The sequence below is a fragment of the Wolbachia endosymbiont (group A) of Bombylius major genome (genome assembly GCF_947251895.1).
Taxonomy (GTDB): Bacteria; Pseudomonadota; Alphaproteobacteria; order Rickettsiales; family Anaplasmataceae; genus Wolbachia; species Wolbachia pipientis.
In genome coordinates, this window is the sequence record NZ_OX366395.1 from 852,783 (window position 1) to 869,532 (window position 16,750).

At 35.3% G+C, this 16,750-nt stretch carries 16 protein-coding genes and 2 pseudogenes; 11 read left to right on the forward strand and 7 right to left on the reverse strand.

What is annotated here, in order from left to right:
• Positions 1–35 precede the first annotated feature (35 nt).
• Complete coding sequence (locus OPR49_RS04010) at positions 36–569, reverse strand: HK97 family phage prohead protease (RefSeq protein ID WP_174515881.1); 534 nt, start codon at positions 567–569, stop codon at positions 36–38.
• A 1,116-nt stretch (positions 570–1,685) separates the two neighbouring features.
• Between OPR49_RS04010 and OPR49_RS04015 the strand changes: the two genes are divergently transcribed.
• Both OPR49_RS04015 and tatC read left to right on the forward strand, forming a co-directional pair.
• The gene (locus OPR49_RS04015) at positions 1,686–2,783 is read left to right on the forward strand and encodes a type I glyceraldehyde-3-phosphate dehydrogenase (protein ID WP_265026726.1); all 1,098 of its coding nucleotides are present in this window, start codon (positions 1,686–1,688) and stop codon (positions 2,781–2,783) included.
• Positions 2,780–3,541, forward strand: coding sequence for a twin-arginine translocase subunit TatC (tatC, locus tag OPR49_RS04020; RefSeq protein ID WP_065094905.1), 762 nt, complete (start codon positions 2,780–2,782; stop codon positions 3,539–3,541). The genes OPR49_RS04015 and tatC overlap by 4 nt, the downstream gene beginning before the upstream one ends.
• 53 nt (positions 3,542–3,594) lie before the next feature.
• On the opposite strand, the gene OPR49_RS04025 is transcribed toward tatC, so the two are convergent.
• Positions 3,595–4,050: an arginine repressor gene (locus OPR49_RS04025; RefSeq protein ID WP_065094904.1), complete on the reverse strand. Its 456-nt coding sequence runs from the start codon at positions 4,048–4,050 to the stop codon at positions 3,595–3,597.
• 180 nt (positions 4,051–4,230) lie between these two features.
• Here OPR49_RS04025 and OPR49_RS04030 point away from each other — a divergent pair, with 180 nt between their 5' ends.
• From OPR49_RS04030 to OPR49_RS04045, 4 genes are read left to right on the forward strand one after another with little or no spacing between them, the layout of a single operon-like run.
• Positions 4,231–4,872, forward strand: coding sequence for an ABC transporter substrate-binding protein (locus OPR49_RS04030; protein WP_265027518.1), 642 nt, complete (start codon positions 4,231–4,233; stop codon positions 4,870–4,872).
• Positions 4,872–5,519, forward strand: coding sequence for an amino acid ABC transporter permease (locus tag OPR49_RS04035; protein ID WP_265026727.1), 648 nt, complete (start codon positions 4,872–4,874; stop codon positions 5,517–5,519). The genes OPR49_RS04030 and OPR49_RS04035 overlap by 1 nt, the downstream gene beginning before the upstream one ends.
• Entirely contained in the window at positions 5,503–5,802 is a 300-nt protein-coding gene (locus OPR49_RS04040) for an ATP-binding cassette domain-containing protein (RefSeq protein ID WP_265026728.1), read from the forward strand. The genes OPR49_RS04035 and OPR49_RS04040 overlap by 17 nt, the downstream gene beginning before the upstream one ends.
• A 4-nt stretch (positions 5,803–5,806) precedes the next feature.
• Positions 5,807–6,148 (forward strand): ATP-binding cassette domain-containing protein, encoded by a 342-nt coding sequence (locus OPR49_RS04045; protein WP_265026729.1) that lies wholly within the window; start codon positions 5,807–5,809, stop codon positions 6,146–6,148.
• Between the two features lie 151 nt (positions 6,149–6,299).
• On the opposite strand, the gene OPR49_RS04050 is transcribed toward OPR49_RS04045, so the two are convergent.
• Genes OPR49_RS04050 through infA form a run of 3 tightly spaced genes read right to left on the reverse strand, consistent with a single transcriptional unit; the run spans position 6,300 to position 8,289 of the window.
• Positions 6,300–7,388 carry an IS481 family transposase gene (locus OPR49_RS04050; RefSeq protein ID WP_265027486.1) on the reverse strand — a complete coding sequence of 363 codons (1,089 nt, stop codon included), beginning with the start codon at positions 7,386–7,388 and terminating at the stop codon, positions 6,300–6,302.
• Positions 7,389–7,436: 48 nt separating this feature from the next.
• On the reverse strand, positions 7,437–8,048 hold the full coding sequence (locus OPR49_RS04055) for a Maf family nucleotide pyrophosphatase (protein ID WP_265026730.1): 612 nt from the start codon (positions 8,046–8,048) through the stop codon (positions 7,437–7,439).
• The gene (gene infA, locus OPR49_RS04060; RefSeq protein ID WP_265026731.1) at positions 8,026–8,289 is read right to left on the reverse strand and encodes a translation initiation factor IF-1; all 264 of its coding nucleotides are present in this window, start codon (positions 8,287–8,289) and stop codon (positions 8,026–8,028) included. The genes OPR49_RS04055 and infA overlap by 23 nt, the downstream gene beginning before the upstream one ends.
• Positions 8,290–8,529: 240 nt before the next feature.
• Between infA and OPR49_RS04065 the strand changes: the two are divergent.
• Positions 8,530–9,618 (forward strand): annotated as a pseudogene (locus OPR49_RS04065) (IS481 family transposase).
• A 16-nt stretch (positions 9,619–9,634) separates the two neighbouring features.
• On the opposite strand, the pseudogene OPR49_RS04070 reads toward OPR49_RS04065, so the two are convergent.
• Together OPR49_RS04070 and ygfZ are read right to left on the reverse strand one after the other, a co-directional pair.
• Positions 9,635–10,300: pseudogene (locus OPR49_RS04070) on the reverse strand (IS256 family transposase); the annotation flags it as partial.
• A 226-nt stretch (positions 10,301–10,526) separates the two neighbouring features.
• Entirely contained in the window at positions 10,527–11,333 is an 807-nt protein-coding gene (gene ygfZ / locus OPR49_RS04075; RefSeq protein ID WP_265026732.1) for a CAF17-like 4Fe-4S cluster assembly/insertion protein YgfZ, read from the reverse strand.
• A gap of 186 nt (positions 11,334–11,519) precedes the next feature.
• Between ygfZ and OPR49_RS04080 the strand changes: the two genes are divergently transcribed.
• From OPR49_RS04080 to OPR49_RS04095, 4 genes are all read left to right on the forward strand, one after another.
• Positions 11,520–11,801 carry a co-chaperone GroES gene (locus tag OPR49_RS04080; protein ID WP_173862895.1) on the forward strand — a complete coding sequence of 94 codons (282 nt, stop codon included), beginning with the start codon at positions 11,520–11,522 and terminating at the stop codon, positions 11,799–11,801.
• 100 nt (positions 11,802–11,901) lie between these two features.
• A complete protein-coding gene (gene groL, locus OPR49_RS04085) occupies positions 11,902–13,551 on the forward strand; it encodes a chaperonin GroEL (RefSeq protein ID WP_265026733.1) in 1,650 nt (549 codons plus the stop codon).
• Between the two features lie 682 nt (positions 13,552–14,233).
• Entirely contained in the window at positions 14,234–14,737 is a 504-nt protein-coding gene (locus OPR49_RS04090; RefSeq protein ID WP_065094754.1) for a protein-disulfide reductase DsbD domain-containing protein, read from the forward strand.
• A gap of 493 nt (positions 14,738–15,230) precedes the next feature.
• Complete coding sequence (locus OPR49_RS04095) at positions 15,231–16,574, forward strand: alanine:cation symporter family protein (RefSeq protein ID WP_265026734.1); 1,344 nt, start codon at positions 15,231–15,233, stop codon at positions 16,572–16,574.
• Positions 16,575–16,750: the final 176 nt, after the last annotated feature.

The following is a 16,750-nucleotide window of genomic DNA, read 5'->3' on the forward strand; positions in this document are numbered from 1 at the left end:
AAATTATGGTAAAGTCTTTGCCCGCCTAATACACTTTAAGCAGAAATGTACATGTCTGCAAGTACAGCATTTGCTTTTTCTATCGCTCTTGCTAACACTTCCTGTTCATTGTTCTGATTTTTCACATTGATTACCTGAGCAGCTAAGTTTGCAGGAAAAGTGACCAAACTGACTTCCCATAATTCCACTTGTTTTAACACTCTAGCTCCGCTTTTATGATCAACATCATACTCTATAGGTATATAGCCGATGGAAAGTCCGTTAATTGCCCCAGTTTTGAGCATCAAATACACTTCTTCTGCTTTCTGAATACCCAAAAGTAAATGTGCAATTATATATAGACCAACATCATTTTCATAAATATCTATGATACTACCTATAGGTTCGTCAGGATTATGCTGCCAAAGGAGTTTTATTTTATTTCTGTTTAAATTTTCCTTAAATGCTCCGGGTAAGATCAGGTCATTTTGTTTATCAACTATATTAAAAACGCTAGCATAACCAGAAAATACACCATTTTCTCCTATGCTTTTTATTGACAATGGTGAATAGAGAAATTTCTTATTCATAAAGCCTCCTGTAGTATTGGGAATTTTGTTTGCATAATGCACTGCAATGTCAAATCTATTATATGCAGCGCTCTAAAAGGGGGAAGCACTTTTCTTAGTTACTAAAAACGCTAACTAGAATCCAGATTGGACACTGGGTTATAAAATTCTACGTCATACCACCGCGGCGCTAACAAGTAGCGGAATGACGATTGTCAAGGTGTCATCCTAGTGCCTCTATGATGTCATCCCAGTGCCCTGACTACTTGGATCCAAGAAAAAGAATGATGTCATGCAAGCCCCTATGATGTCATTCCAGTGCTTGACACTGGGATCTCATTTCACTCTATAATAGCAGCGCTCCTTTCTTGTCATCCGAGTAGCCTCTTTTTTGTCATCCCAGTGCGTGACACTGGGATCCAGCCTTTCCATAATCATCAAAACATTGTATTGTAACGTAAAACGGCTACTTTTATGCTTACCAACTTAATAAAATTCCTGGATCCCAGTGTCTGGGCACTGGGATGACACCCTCCTAGTAGAAACGCTTTTGTAATTGCAACATTCGTGCAATCTTTAGCCATGAATATTAAGAAACTTACCAAACGAAAAAAAGGCAAAAGAAACCCTAGTCATTGTCTATTTTCAGTATTGGCGTTTTTTTATGTTTTTTACACTTAGTAACCGCGACTCAGCTGCATTTAAACTGCAACTAACTTTTAGCTATAAACATTAAAAAATTTACTAAGCAGAAAAAAAGGCAAAGAAAACCTAGGGTAGCTAGTATTCAAATTCTCCCTTGTTCTATTTGACGTCTTTTGATGTCTTAAACGCTTTATAAGCGCGTTTCGGCTTGTATAGGTAGAAACCCAGAAGTTTTATAAAGACATGAGGTGCACATAGTGCAAAAAATTAAGCATGATTTACGCCAAATACAAAGTTCCCTTTGTCGTTTTAATCTGTAGATTGCGAAGATAAATAAATAGCTTCAATTTTATGATAAGGGGGCTGGCGGAGTTTGTCAAGCAAGTTTTTAGCCCTGTCTCCTTGCTATAATGTTCATATCGATAGAAAAGCAAAAGAATAAAATGAAATATCAAGTGATATCCTCTATAATTAAATTTTTTGAATGAAGAGATGACGATTCGTGTAGGAATTAATGGTCTGGGTAGAATAGGCAGAAGTGTATTGCATGCTATTTTCGAAATAGAAGAATATAGTAAACAAATAGAAGTTGTAGCTGTCAATGGATCGCTCGGTGCTGAGCAGCATGCACATTTGATTAAATATGATTCTGTTCATGGCAAATTCAGTGGTGATATTGACTTTAATGAGTCTCAAAATTGGATTTCTATAAATGGCAAAAAGTTTTCTTTATATAGAGAACGGAGCCCTGAAAATATTCCTTGGAATGTTGATGTAATACTTGAATGCACTGGTGCATTCAACAAACGTGAAGAAGCAATAAGGCACAATGCAGAGAAAGTAATTGTCTCTGCTCCAGTTCCGGATGCTGATGTCACTATAGTTTATGGTGTGAATAACGATATGCTCGAAAAAGAGCATAAAGTGATATCAGCAGGTTCTTGCACTACAAATTGCCTTGCTCCGATTGTGAAAGTCCTACACTCCAGTTTAGGTATAAAAAGCGGTTTTATGACTACTATACATGCCTACACGAATGATCAAAATGTTCTTGATGGTAATCATGAAGATTTGCGTAGAGCAAGGGCTTGCGGATTATCTATGGTGCCAACTACAACCGGGGCAGCAAAAACAATTGGTTCTGTCATCTCTGAATTAAAAGGAAAGCTAGATGGCACTGCCGTCAGAGTTCCAGTTAGCAATGTTTCTATGGTTGATTTTAAATTTACGACTGATAAGAAAGCGACCGTTAAAGAAATCAATGAAATGTTTAAGGATGCAGCTCTCTCCTCTACGTTATTCCAGCGCGTGACGCTGGAATCTAATTTCTGGATCCCAGTGTCAGCTACTCGGATGACATCAGAGGGTACTAGGATGACAGAGGGTTATCCAATGTCAAATGTACTTTCTATATGCGAGGAACCTTTAGTCTCAATAGATTTTGTGCATAACCCTTATAGTGCAATTGTGGATTTAACTGGTACATATGTTACAGGTGATATATGCAGGGTTGCAGCGTGGTATGACAATGAGTGGGCTTTTTCGCTGAGAATGTTAGACATAGCATTATTGAGCTATAGTAAAGTATGAACTGGAACTCAAACAAATACGCCTCATTTTATGAGCACTTTGCGGAACTCAGAAAAAGAGTTATCTTTTGCTTTCTATTTTTTTGCGTTGCTTTTGGTTTTTGTTATTACTTTAAGGAAAATATATACCGTTTTTTACTCGCACCTTTAATAGAAGCAACAAAAGGTAGCGAAGGTTTTTCTTTAATTTACACAGACTTAACAGAGGCATTTTTTGTGTATCTCCAAGTTGCAATAATGAGCGCACTTTTGTTTTCTTTTCCTGTGTTTGCATGGCAATTTTATATGTTCTTAGCACCTGGGTTATATAAAAGTGAAAGGGCAGTGTTGTTGCCATACTTAATTGCAACACCGGTTTTATTTGTAACGGGAGCTACTGTAGTCTATTACTATATATTTCCTTTAGCCTGGAAGTTTTTCATCACTTTTGAACATAGTGGGAAATCTTTCGGTATACCAATAGAGTTTATGCCATCAGTTAGCGAATATTTAGACCTCGTTCTCCAATTTATGTTTGCATTTGGCACTGCATTTCAAATTCCAGTAATACTCACATTGATGGTGAGAGTAGGGTTACTCACTACACAAAATTTGTCAAATAAACGCAGAATCGCGATAGTGGTAATTTTTATTATCGCTGCAATCTTAACTCCACCTGATGTATTAAGCCAAGTAGGGCTTGCAATACCAATGCTGATTCTATATGAATTGTCCATTCTGATATGTAGGTATATTGAAAAAAAGAAGACAAAGATTTAAACAAAGGAATCCCTCTTATCTCCTTTATATCACATTTTTAACTTACAACATTCTTATTCAGGACTTAAATATGGAAATGTTTCATAAATTGATTGTAATACTTTGTTAAGTTCAGCCTTACTTTTGATGATCAATAATACTGTATCATCACCTGCTATAGTTCCTATAATTCCTATGTTTTTGCTATTGTTTAATGAATAAATAACATACTTCTGATCTAGAAAGTAAGCTAGGCTGCTAGCTTGTCCTGGTTGAGTGTGTAGTACGATTAAACCAAAATCCGAAATTTGCATATTAAGTATTAATGGTAATTGATACTGGTTGATATCGATTACTTTATATACACCAGCAACTTTGGCAATTTTAAGTTTTTTTAATTTCCTTGATAAAGTAGCCTGAGGAATGTTATGCCCTCTTTCTTTAAGCAAGGTCTGTAAATCGCTCTGTTCTAAAATTTCATGATTTTGAATAATATTTAAAATATGTTCACCTAGTGTGTTGTCATGCATTATGCATTTTCCTCATATTGAATATGTAATAAGTATATTTGAAATTATATTCATTATTTCTTGACTATTCAATTTTTAATGTCTATATTCATAAGATGAATAAAATATGAATATAAATTAGTAATATGAAAAAATACATTTTAAATGCTATTATAGCGATAAGTATTCTATAGATTTGCAATTTCTGCAGATTATCCACCTTTTGAATATTATGAAAATGGTAAATTTACTGGCTTTGACATTGAGCTTGCTCAATTAGTAGCAAAAGAGTTAGGTAAAGAAGCGATATTTAAAGATATGCAGTTTAGTACTATATTTGCAGCATTGCAAAGTAATTCTGTAGATGCTGCTATATCTACTATTGGTAGCACAGAAGAGCGTGAAAAAAATTTTGACTTTTCAAATAGTTATTATACAGGGGAATTTGGTATTCTATATCACAAAAATAAACCCATAGCCGGTATAAACAATTTAACTCACGAGAAGATAGCCGTTCAACTAGGAACTGTCATGGAAATTTGGCTAAAAGAGCATGTTCCTACAACAGCTCAAATTATTGCTATGGACAATAATAATCAAGCTGTAGAAACATTAAAGTCTGGTCATGTTGATGGCGTCCTAATTGATGAATTCCAAGGTAAAGTATTTAGCAAAAAAAATCCTGGTCTATCATGGTCAGCTATCGCTAAGTCAGATAATGGTTATTCTATTGCTGTGAATAAAGGATCTGATTTAAAGGATAAAATAAACGAGGCGTTAAAAAGTTTAGAAAGTAAAGGTGTAATACAAAAGATAGCAGAAAAATGGCTAGGAGATAACTGATGCAAGAATTAATTTCTAATTTCTTGTTTGTTGGAACAGGCCTTGCCTTTACTTTAAAATTATTGATTGGAGGACTGCTTTTAGGTGTGAGTCTAGGGGGGTTATTGTCAGTACTCAGATATAATAAGATCTGTATTCCATTAATTAATGGAATTATATCTGTAATACGTGGCACCCCCCTTATATTACAGTTAAGTGTTGTTTATTTTATGACTCCAACCATTGCAGGAATTAAATTAAACATATTTAGTGCTGGCATTATAGCATTTGGTCTAAATAGCTGTGCTTATATTGCTGAGATTTTACGAGCTGGTATTGAAACTATATCAAAAAACCAGTTTGAAGCAGCTAAAACTTTACAAATACCTAGTTTCTGTATGTGGAGAGATATTATATTACCACAAGTTATTAAAAATATTCTTCCTGCAATGATAAATGAGATCATTGCACTCCTTAAAGAAACGGCATTAATCTCTACTATTGGTGGTGTTGATATTATGCGCTCTGCGCAAATGCTTGCAGCAGAACAATTTACTTATTTTATACCACTTTGTCTTGCTGGGGCTTATTATTACGCTCTTGTATTACTAATTGAATATATAGGCAAAAAAATTGAACAGAAAGGTATATATGATAAAAATGCATAATGTTTGTAAGTTATTTAATAATGTTCCAGTACTTAATAATATTAACCTGATTATAGAACAATCTATAGTTGGTCTTGCTGGTCCTTCTGGTAGTGGTAAATCAACATTGTTACGTTGTATACAAAAACTCGAAGTTTTAGATTCTGGTAGCATTGAATGCAATGATAGTACTGGTTTTGTATTTCAGGATTTTCAACTTTTCCCACATATGACTGTCTGGGAAAATCTTACATACGCTCCCAAGCTTAAAAATAAAACTCAGGATCAAAGTTATTCACCTTGAGTCTTTGGGTATTGCTTCTAAAAAAAATGATTACCCTAATAATCTATCTGGTGGGCAAAAACAGCGGGTTGCGCTTGCTAGAAGCTTAATGATGAATATGAATCCAAGGATTCTATTATGCGATGAGCCAACGTCTGGTTTAGATGTAGCAACAATAGTCGACGTTGTGGAACTACTACAATCAGTTAGAGATATGGGTATTACTATGATTATCGCTTCTCACAATTTGGATTTTTTAACAAAAATATCAGATCGGATTATTCTGTTAAAAAACGGAAAAATAATTGTAGATATCAATCCTAAAGAAATTGATGAACCAACAAACTATTTAAAAAATAATTATTAAAAGAGAATCACTCATATCATACTGAGAGCTATAACAGATCTTAGTATCGAAAATTACATAACTTACATTATGGAAAATAAATTACATAATATAAGAAGCAACGCTAAAAATAAAATCTGTAAAAGACAAGATTTAATCTGACAGAGAAGAATTAACTGACAGAAGAATTGACGTAGTCAAAACTAATATCAGGCTGTTGTTTAATGCTACTAATATTTTTCTGAAAAGCAATATGTTTACTGTCAAAAAACGTTTGCATAGGTGTTTTGCCATAGCAGTATTTGCCTGAGTGAGGCCTTGTCTCATTGTAAGAACGCAACCAATGATCAACATCGATCTGTAGATCCTCCAAAGAATAGTAGATTTTCTTTCTAAAGATAATATTGTAACACTCATCTTGCATAGTTCTATGGAATCTTTCACATATGCCATTAGTTTGTGGAGAGTTGGCTTTGGTTCTAGAATGATCGATATTTTCGATTCCTAAATATAGCTGATAAGCGTGATTTTCGGGCTTGCCACAATACTCCGTACCCCTATCAGTTAGAATGCGTAATAATGGAATTCTCTGCTCATCAAAAAATGGGATAACTCTATCGTTAAGAAGATCTGCAGCTGTAATAGCTGTTCTGTCCGTGTAAAGTTTAACCATTGCAACTCTGGAATAAGTATCAACAAAAGTTTGCTGATAAATGCGCCCTATGCCTTTGATATTGCCCACATAATAGGTATCTTGAGAACCCAAATAACCTGGATGTTGCGTCTCAATTTCACCATGAGCTTCCCTTTGTTCTTTCACTTTTTCTAAAGCTGCAAGTTGTTCTTCAGTTAAAATGATTCCGTCTTGAGCTACTTTTGCCTCCAGTGCTTTAAGTCTCTTTTTCAAAGTTTCAAGGTCATTTCTTAGCCATACAGATCTTACTCCTCCTTGGGAAATTATTATACCTCTTTTTCTCAGCTCATTTGCAGCTCTTTCTTGTCCATATGCAGGAAATTCTGTAGCTATGCCAATTATTGCTCTTTCTATATCTTCCGAAACTCTGTTTGCTAATAGCGGTTTTTTCTTACTTATTTCATGTAATGCTTCTTCTCCCCCATTTTCATATAACTCCTTGAATCGATAAAATGTATCTCTTGAGTATCCCATCACTTTGCACGCTTGAGACACATTTCCTAATTGTTTTGCTAGCTCTAGTAATCCTAGTTTTGGTTTTAGTATTTTTGTTTGTATTGTACTCATTTCTAACACTCCTTATTTTTATTATTCTTAACTTACTTTTTTAAAGTGTCATATCAAGTCCTGTTTAATACAATTGAAGTTAAAATAATTGCTTAGCAAACAATAGGTTTCATGTAATGGTAACCCTATAACGGAAGAGTAGGAGCCGCGTAAGAACAATACGAACACTCCAGCTAGGCCTTGTATATTGCATCCCCCTGCCCTATTTTTCCACTCTTCTGATGCTAAATAATACTTAATTTCTTGTTCACTGAGACGTTTAAATTTCACTATTGTAACCACAGTCCTGATATGTTGTTTAGATTGATCGGGAGTTAATAGACATACACTGGTGTATACTCTATGCCTTCTTCCTGATAACAAGCGGATACATTTTTCTGCTTGCTCAACGTTTTCAGCTTTGAGCAATATCCTTCTACCACAAGCACCAACTGTATCAACACCAAGCACAAAGTAATTTGGATTTGAGCTTTGTATTTTCTCCGCTTTACTTTTTGCCATACGGATTGAGTAATCCTTCGGAAGTTCCTTTTTTAAAGGGGCTTCATCTATATCTGCTGGCAAAATTAAACCTGGCTCAATGTTTATTTGTTTTAGTAAAGCTATACGCCTTTTCGATGATGAAGCAAGAATAAGATTATTTAGAGATCGTTCTTTCACTTGTACCTTTAAGCCTTCTAATGATCCTACCCTTTCTCGCATTCCTATCGTAAATGCTCATCTCAACTAACACCCTATCCCCTATAATGATGCGTATTTTACTTCTTCTCACTTTCCCTGATACATGACAGATAATCTCATGTTCATTGTCCAGTTTCACTCTAAATTCTGCTGCAGGTAGTAAAGCAGTTACTGCCCCTTCCACTTCAAAAATTGTTTTCAATTTCTCGTCTTTTATCATATGTTATATTATAATTTAATAATCTTTTTTAGTCTACTATAGATTTTAAATTATTATCAACACAAAAGACCTTTTGCGCCCCACTTAAGTTGCAACTTAACCCCAACCATCTTCACAATGATACCCTACCTACGTTTCTACTCTCTGCCACCTTCTCAATAGAACTTATGTATTAAACAGGACTTGATATGACACTTTAAAAAAGTAAGTTAAGAATAATAAAAATAAGGAGTGTTAGAAATGAGTACAATACAAACAAAAATACTAAAACCAAAACTAGGATTACTAGAGCTAGCAAAACAATTAGGAAATGTGTCTCAAGCGTGCAAAGTGATGGGATACTCAAGAGATACATTTTATCGATTCAAGGAGTTATATGAAAATGGGGGAGAAGAAGCATTACATGAAATAAGTAAGAAAAAACCGCTATTAGCAAACAGAGTTTCGGAAGATATAGAAAGAGCAATAATTGGCATAGCTACAGAATTTCCTGCATATGGACAAGAAAGAGCTGCAAATGAGCTGAGAAAAAGAGGTATAATAATTTCCCAAGGAGGAGTAAGATCTGTATAGCTAAGAAATGACCTTGAAACTTTGAAAAAGAGACTTAAAGCACTGGAGGCAAAAGTAGCTCAAGACGGAATCATTTTAACTGAAGAACAACTTGCAGCTTTAGAAAAAGTGAAAGAACAAAGGGAAGCTCATGGTGAAATTGAGACGCAACATCCAGGTTATTTGGGTTCTCAAGATACCTATTATGTGGGCAATATCAAAGGCATAGGGCGCATTTATCAGCAAACTTTTGTTGATACTTATTCCAGAGTTGCAATGGTTAAACTTTACACGGACAGAACAGCTATTACAGCTGCAGATCTTCTTAACGATAGAGTTATCCCATTTTTTGATGAGCAGAGAATTCCATTATTACGCATTCTAACTGATAGGGGTACGGAGTATTGTGGCAAGCCCGAAAATCACGCTTATCAGCTATATTTAGGAATCGAAAATATCGATCATTCTAGAACCAAAGCCAACTCTCCACAAACTAATGGCATATGTGAAAGATTCCATAGAACTATGCAAGATGAGTGTTACAATATTATCTTTAGAAAGAAAATCTACTATTCTTTGGAGGATCTACAGATCGATGTTGATCATTGGTTGCGTTCTTACAATGAGACAAGGCCTCACTCAGGCAAATACTGCTATGGCAAAACACCTATGCAAACGTTTTTTGACAGTAAACATATTGCTTTTCAGAAAAATATTAGTAGCATTAAACAACAGCCTGATATTAGTTTTGACTACGTCAATTCTTCTGTCAGTTAATTCTTCTCTGTCAGATTAAATCTTGTCTTTTACACAACCAGAAGTTAGCTCCTTCACTTTCAGCCAAATAAAAACCTAATACTTCTTTTCTGCCATTTTGGTCTATGCCCAATATATTGTACATACATTTACTTACACAATGTCCGTCCTCTTTGACTTTAAAAAACCATGAACACTATCGGATATACAGATTGCAGCGGACGACTGCGCCATTCATTGATTACTGGTAGCAATTTATCAGTAATACTTGATATCTCTGCCGCCGATATTTTGTGATCATAAATTTCCTCAACATGTGACACTATATCTCTATAGCCCATACCACTGGCAAATGTGCTCAAAATCTTCGTTTCAAGCTCTGGTTTGTTTGCCTTTTTTTGACTATTTGGGGTTCAAAGCTTCCCTCCCTATCTTTGGGCGTCAAAAGCTCAAATGAACCTGCACTTGTCCGTAAAGTCTTTCCATTTCTCCCATTTCTTCGATTATTCTCTTCACTTTCAGCTAACAAGTGATTTTCTATTTCACCTTCCAAACTTGCCTCCAGCAGCTTTTTTATAAATGGTGTGAATGCTCCATCCCTTCCTGTCAACGGCCTTCCTTCCCTTATTGATGACAGTATATTTGCTTCCAGTTCTTTGTAATCTACCAAACCGGTAGTTCTGTTTACTACTTTCTGACTCATTGTCAAACCTCCATTTTTTTTATATCAATTTATTACTTTTTTTTCGGTTTGACACACTTTTTTGAACATTCCCGGAAATGCAGAAAAAGAATGTTCAACATTATATCAGGAGTCCTTGTCGTTTTAATCTGCACAGATTGCGAAGTTAAATGAAATAGCTTCACTGTTATGATAAGGGCGCTGGCGAAGGGTGTCAAGCAAGTTTTTCGTTTCTATATGCGCTACCTTAAGACTTCAACGTCTTAACGCACCTAACTCCATCTGCATATAAATTTGCATGGCTCTTTCCAGTATTAAGCAATGCAAATCCAATGTTGTCTACACTAGAGCGCAGTTCCCCTATTTCCTCATTGTTTTCATTTGTCACTTTAGTGCCAATATCTGGAAGTGCGTTATCCCCCTCAACAAGGTAAAGTTTTCTTCTGAATATTTCTTGTCTGCTCATTCGATTTACGACTTCCTGACCTATATAACACCCCTTATTAAAGCTTATACCGTTTACTTTATCGATTAAAAATTGCAGCGGAAACGATGAATTCTGCACCATATCTTTCGCTCCATCTGGAACGAGATTTTGAATTCTGACTTTTTCATACTGAGTAAAATCCCCAACCGGCTCTTTTATTTCATCTTTATGTATGATCCTCATTCCTAGCAGCTTGTGCCTTGGATCTTGAAAAATAACTTGTGATTCACTACTACACTCCGCCAACTTAGTATTAAACAAAACTCCAACCTTATATAGTGCGCTAATGTCTTTAATTTTCACTTTCAAATAAGTTTTAAGCAAATCCAGTTTCTCGATTATTTGCTGCAAGTGCATGTTTTCGCACTCCAAGAGGGTGTATTTACCATATTCAATAAGAAAAAAATCATATAGATATTTTCCCTGAGGGCTAAGCAATAAAGAGTAAATGGCTTTTTGGCTATCCAACTTATTAATATCATTGGTTATAATACCCTGCAGAAAATCTCTAGTGTCAGGCCCATATAGCACTATCACACCACGACTTAAAAATGGTATATAACTCATGAAATCTCTATAAATAAATCTAAATTCTATTATATAACATTAGGCTCTTTTAGAAACTGCTTTTGGCGTGCATATTTTATAATGGCGTGCATATTTTACAAGCTCCAGCCCTTGAAATCTAACTTACGAGTATATATATATAAACTTATAAGTTAATTTGTTGATGAGGAAAAACAAATGTCAAGTATAAGTTTAAATGTATTAGATGATAGCGTGCTGATCAAGCCTATTAGCGAAGAAAAGCAAGGTGGAATTGTGCTTCCATCAAGTGCTGAAAAGAAACCTACTAAAGGTGAAGTTATAGCAATTGGTGAAGGTTCACGCAATTCAAGTGGCGAACGCGTAACTTTAACTGTGAAAGCTGGTGATAAAGTGTTCTATCGCCAATGGGCTGGTACAGAAATAGAACATAATAATGAGAAGCTTATCGTGATGAAGGAATCCGATATACTTGCTGTCATTAAGTAGCAGTCTTTATTTTACTAAACTGAAACAAAGCGCAACATAGCGCATTGTAAATGGTTTTATTATAGTTTTCTAAATTTTTTATTAACAAGAGGTGATAAAAATGACTAATGTAGTAGTATCAGGTGAGCAGTTGCAAGAAGCCTTTCGTGAAGTCGCAGCAATAGTGGATTCAACGGTAGCAATAACTGCGGGACCTAGAGGAAAAACAGTAGGGATTAATAAGCCCTATGGAGCACCAGAAATTACAAAAGATGGTTATAAGGTGATGAAGGGTATCAAGCCTGAAAAACCATTAAACGCTGTGATAGCAAGCATCTTTGCACAAAGTTGTTCTCAATGTAACGACAAAGTTGGTGATGGTACAACAACGTGCTCAATACTAACTAGCAACATGATAATAGAAGCTTCAAAATCAATTGCTGCTGGAAACGATCGTGTTGGTATTAAAAACGGAATACAGAAGGCAAAAGATGTAATATTAAAGGAAATTGCGTCAATGTCTCGTACAATTTCTCTAGAGAAAATAGACGAAGTGGCACAAGTTGCAATAATATCTGCAAATGGTGATAAGGATATAGGTAACAGTATCGCTGATTCCGTGAAAAAAGTTGGAAAAGAGGGTGTAATAACTGTTGAAGAGAGTAAAGGTTCAAAAGAGTTAGAAGTTGAGCTGACTACTGGCATGCAATTTGATCGCGGTTATCTCTCTCCGTATTTTATTACAAATAATGAAAAAATGATCGTGGAGCTTGATAATCCTTATCTATTAATTACAGAGAAAAAATTAAATATTATTCAACCTTTACTTCCTATTCTTGAAGCTATTGTTAAATCTGGTAAACCTTTGGTTATTATTGCAGAGGATATCGAAGGTGAAGCATTAAGCACTTTAGTTATCAATAAATTGCGTGGGGGTTTAAAAGTTGCTGCAGTAAAAGCTCCAGGTTTTGGTGACAGAAGAAAGGAGATGCTCGAAGACATAGCAACTTTAACTGGTGCTAAGTACGTCATAAAAGATGAACTTGGAATCAAGATGGAAGATCTCACGCTTGATGATCTTGGTACGGCTAAAAATGTTAAAATTACTAAAGATAATACCACAGTTGTCAGCGAAAATAGCGATTCTGACAGTGTGAAAGCTAGAATCGAGCAGATTAAATCTCAAATTGAAACTTCAACTTCTAATTATGATAAAGAAAAGCTAAGAGAACGTTTAGCGAAATTATCAGGTGGCGTTGCTGTGCTCAAAGTTGGTGGAGCAAGTGAAGTGGAAGTTAAAGAACGTAGAGATAGAGTCGAAGATGCGCTGCATGCAACAAGAGCTGCAATTGAAGAAGGTATAGTTCCAGGTGGTGGGGTTGCGCTTCTTTATGCTTCATCTGTTCTCGACAAATTAAAAGGTGCAAGTGACGAGGAACAAATAGGCATAAACATTATCAAGAAAGTTCTCAGTGCTCCAATTAGAAGGTTAGTCAAAAATGCTGGTCTTGAATCTGCTGTTATAATTGACTATTTGATTAAGCAGAATGATAAAGAGCTTATATACAACGTTGAGGCTATGAATTACGCTAATGCATTTACAGCTGGTGTGATTGATCCAGCAAAAGTGGTTCGTATCGCTTTTGAAACAGCGGTATCTGTTGCGAGTGTGCTGATAACTACTGAATCTATGATAGTTGATGTACCAAGCAAAGAAAATGCTTCATCTCCTATGGGTGCAGGAGAAATGAGTGGCATGGGTGGATTCTAAGTAGAATGAAACCGTGGAGCAATTGCTCCACGGTAATTCCAAAAAATCTCACATTTTACTATTCGTTAAAGGTAATACGTTTGGTGCAGAAAGGCACCACTGTTTGCATCCGTTTCACTCCTTTATATTGTGGTTGTCTAATAACAAAAAGGCAGCATAAGAAAACTATAACCCCTAGTATATTTATACTATAGCTGACCCAAGCAACACGTCATACCGCGATTCATTCCACAACTGTACGAACATTACAATATGGCACATAGTAAACGATGTCATGAAAGTAGCTGACACTAGAATTCAGAAAAAAGGATGATGTCATTCCAGTGCTTGACACTGGAATCCAGCCTTTCCATAATCATCAAAACATTGTATTTTAACAAAAAACAGCTATTTTTATGCTTGCCAACTTAATAAAATTCCTGGATCCCAGTGTCAAGCACTGGGATGACACCCTCCTTATGGGCCAAAATCACAATGTTCGTACAGTTGTGGATTCATTCGCGGTATCTCGGCATAGATTCCGCTAATAAGTAGCGGAATGACGAATTTGTCGTTTTTCAGATTGTCGTAAGTCAGTTTAGCTATAGCATAATGCTATATTAATAAATAATCTATATAATGCTATTAAATATAATAATTAAAATCTAAATCACTTTCTCTATAAAAGGAGAAATTTACCTTAATGAAAATACATATATATTTAATATTGTTTTTATTTTTTTCTTGCACTCAACTATATGCTGACGAGGAAATTGCAAAATTTGATTTACTTATTGGCGAGATAAATGAAGCAAGCCTCACTCTCAAAGGTGCAATAAGGGTTACAGTAAAACCAGGCTGGCACATATATTATAAAGATCCTGGAGATTTCGGTTTTCCCACTTCTTTTGATTGCAAGGGTAACACATTAAACATAGATATTTACTGGCCTACTCCAAAAAAACATAGAGATAAAGTAGGAAGAGAGATATTTATCAGTAACGTATATGAGGACATGGTGTTATTTCCCTTTAAGATGAATGTGTTTTCAAATCAAGGGTATATTGACCTTAACTTCCATATAAATTATGCGATATGTAAAGATAGGTGCATCCCTAAAAATGCTGAGATAAAAATCAAACAGCCACTGAAGAATTTTATAGATTCTGATGTCAATGAACTTATAAATGAGTGGTATGAAAAATAGGGTTCTCATGGGGTAGGTGTCATTCCAGTGCGTGACACTGGAATCTAGCTATGGTCAAACCCACATCTGTACAAACTTGTGGTATAAGGGAATTCCTCTAAAATGGCGTCATCCAAGTAGCTGACACTGGGATCTATAATAAAAAAATTTAGATCCCAGTGTCACGCACTAACTGTACGAACATTGAGATATAAGAGTAATTTGTACCAAGAAAAAAGATGTCATCCCAGTGCCCAGACACTGGGATGACACCGAAGGGGCTACTGGGATGACATCATCATAAGGTGAAGCTGGATTCCAGTGTCAAGCACTGGAATGACATCGTCTTAACATTGTACCATATTACAATGTTCGTACAGTTATGTGTCACGCACTGGGATGACAAGAAAAGGTTTCTAGAATGACGGAAACGAAGTCATACATAGAAAATAGGTTAGGTATTTTCAACTTTTGTATGTATACTTAAGTCAAAACACTCACTTTTAGTATGTAAATGGATATAGTAAAGTTTGTTTTATTACTGCCAACAATATTACTCATGCTAGTTGCTGGTGTTTACCTATCGATTAAACTAAAATGGCTACAGGTATTTAGATTACCATACGCCCTTTCACTCCTTGGAGCTAAAAAAGGAGAAAATAAATTTTCTTCTATAGCCGCTCTGTTTACAATTTTAGGGGGAAATTTAGGAGTAGGAAATATTTCAGGAACTGCTGTTGCTCTAAAAACCGGAGGACCGGGCTTTATTTTGTGGATGGCGATAATTATTGTTATCACTTCTGTAATAAAATATGTCACTTGTTATCTAAGTATAAAAACCAGAAAGGAAAAGAACGGACGGTTTATAGGTGGCCCTGTAGCCTACATGGCTGATGCATTTAATTCTAGAAAAGCTACAATTGTGTTTCTGGTTGTTATGATGATGGTTTCAATAACAGTTGGTAACCTTGTTCAGGTAAATTCTCTATCAATACCACTTAATATGATAGATGTGCCTGTAGTTGTTGGTGGCATTGTAATGGCCATAATATTTTTTGTTGTTGCAGCTCTCAGCTTAAAAAAAATTAAAATTTCTATATCGGCTATGATACCGATAATGACGGTAAGTTACCTCACACTTTGCGGTATCATATTATTTAAATTTAGTGAAAATATTCTTCCTTCTCTAAAACTAATAACAAGCAGTTTTTTTACAACCAGTAGCTTTAACTCTGGTTTATCTCTAGGTTTGATTCTAGAAATGTTGACTATTATTCAAGTCGGAACTTTGCGAGGTATTTTTGCAACAGATATAGGGCTTGGCCTTGAAGGAATCGTACATTCTTCAATTGTTCCTAAGAAAAATAATAATAAATTTATTATTGAGCAGAGTCTAATTACGATAATATCGCCTTTTATAGTTGCGTTTATAGTGTTTATTACAACAATGGTACTGCTTGTCACAGATTCTTGGATTACTGATTTAGAGAGCACTAACATGTGCATATTTGCTTTTAGAAAGGCAATGAATTGGCCTTATATTGACTATTTAATTATGGCCATAATGTTTTGTTTTGCTTTTACTACTATTTTTACTTGGTTTTTTTGCTCAAAACAGACAATACGCTATGTGTCTATGGATAATAAATACACTAAAATCTGGATTGTAATTTTTACCATGATCATTCCGCTTGGTGCGATAGGTAAAGTCCGGTTGCTATGGGATGTTGCTGATATCTCGATTGCTGCTTTGTTGTTTATCAACATACTCGCTATACTCAAGCTAACCTCTCAAGATCCAGAAGTGTTTACTATGAGTAGCAGATATTTGAAGTTGCAAAAACAGAGCTATAGCTAAAGCAATTTAGGCTATGCAGCTGTTGTGATATAAGAGTGATTTCTGCCAAGAAGGATGTCATCCCAGTGCCCAGACACTGGGATCCAGGAATCTTGATTGGCACTAAGTTAGTGAGCATAAAAGTAGCTAATCTTATGTTAAAACACAACATTTTTGATGGGGTTCGTGAAAGGCTG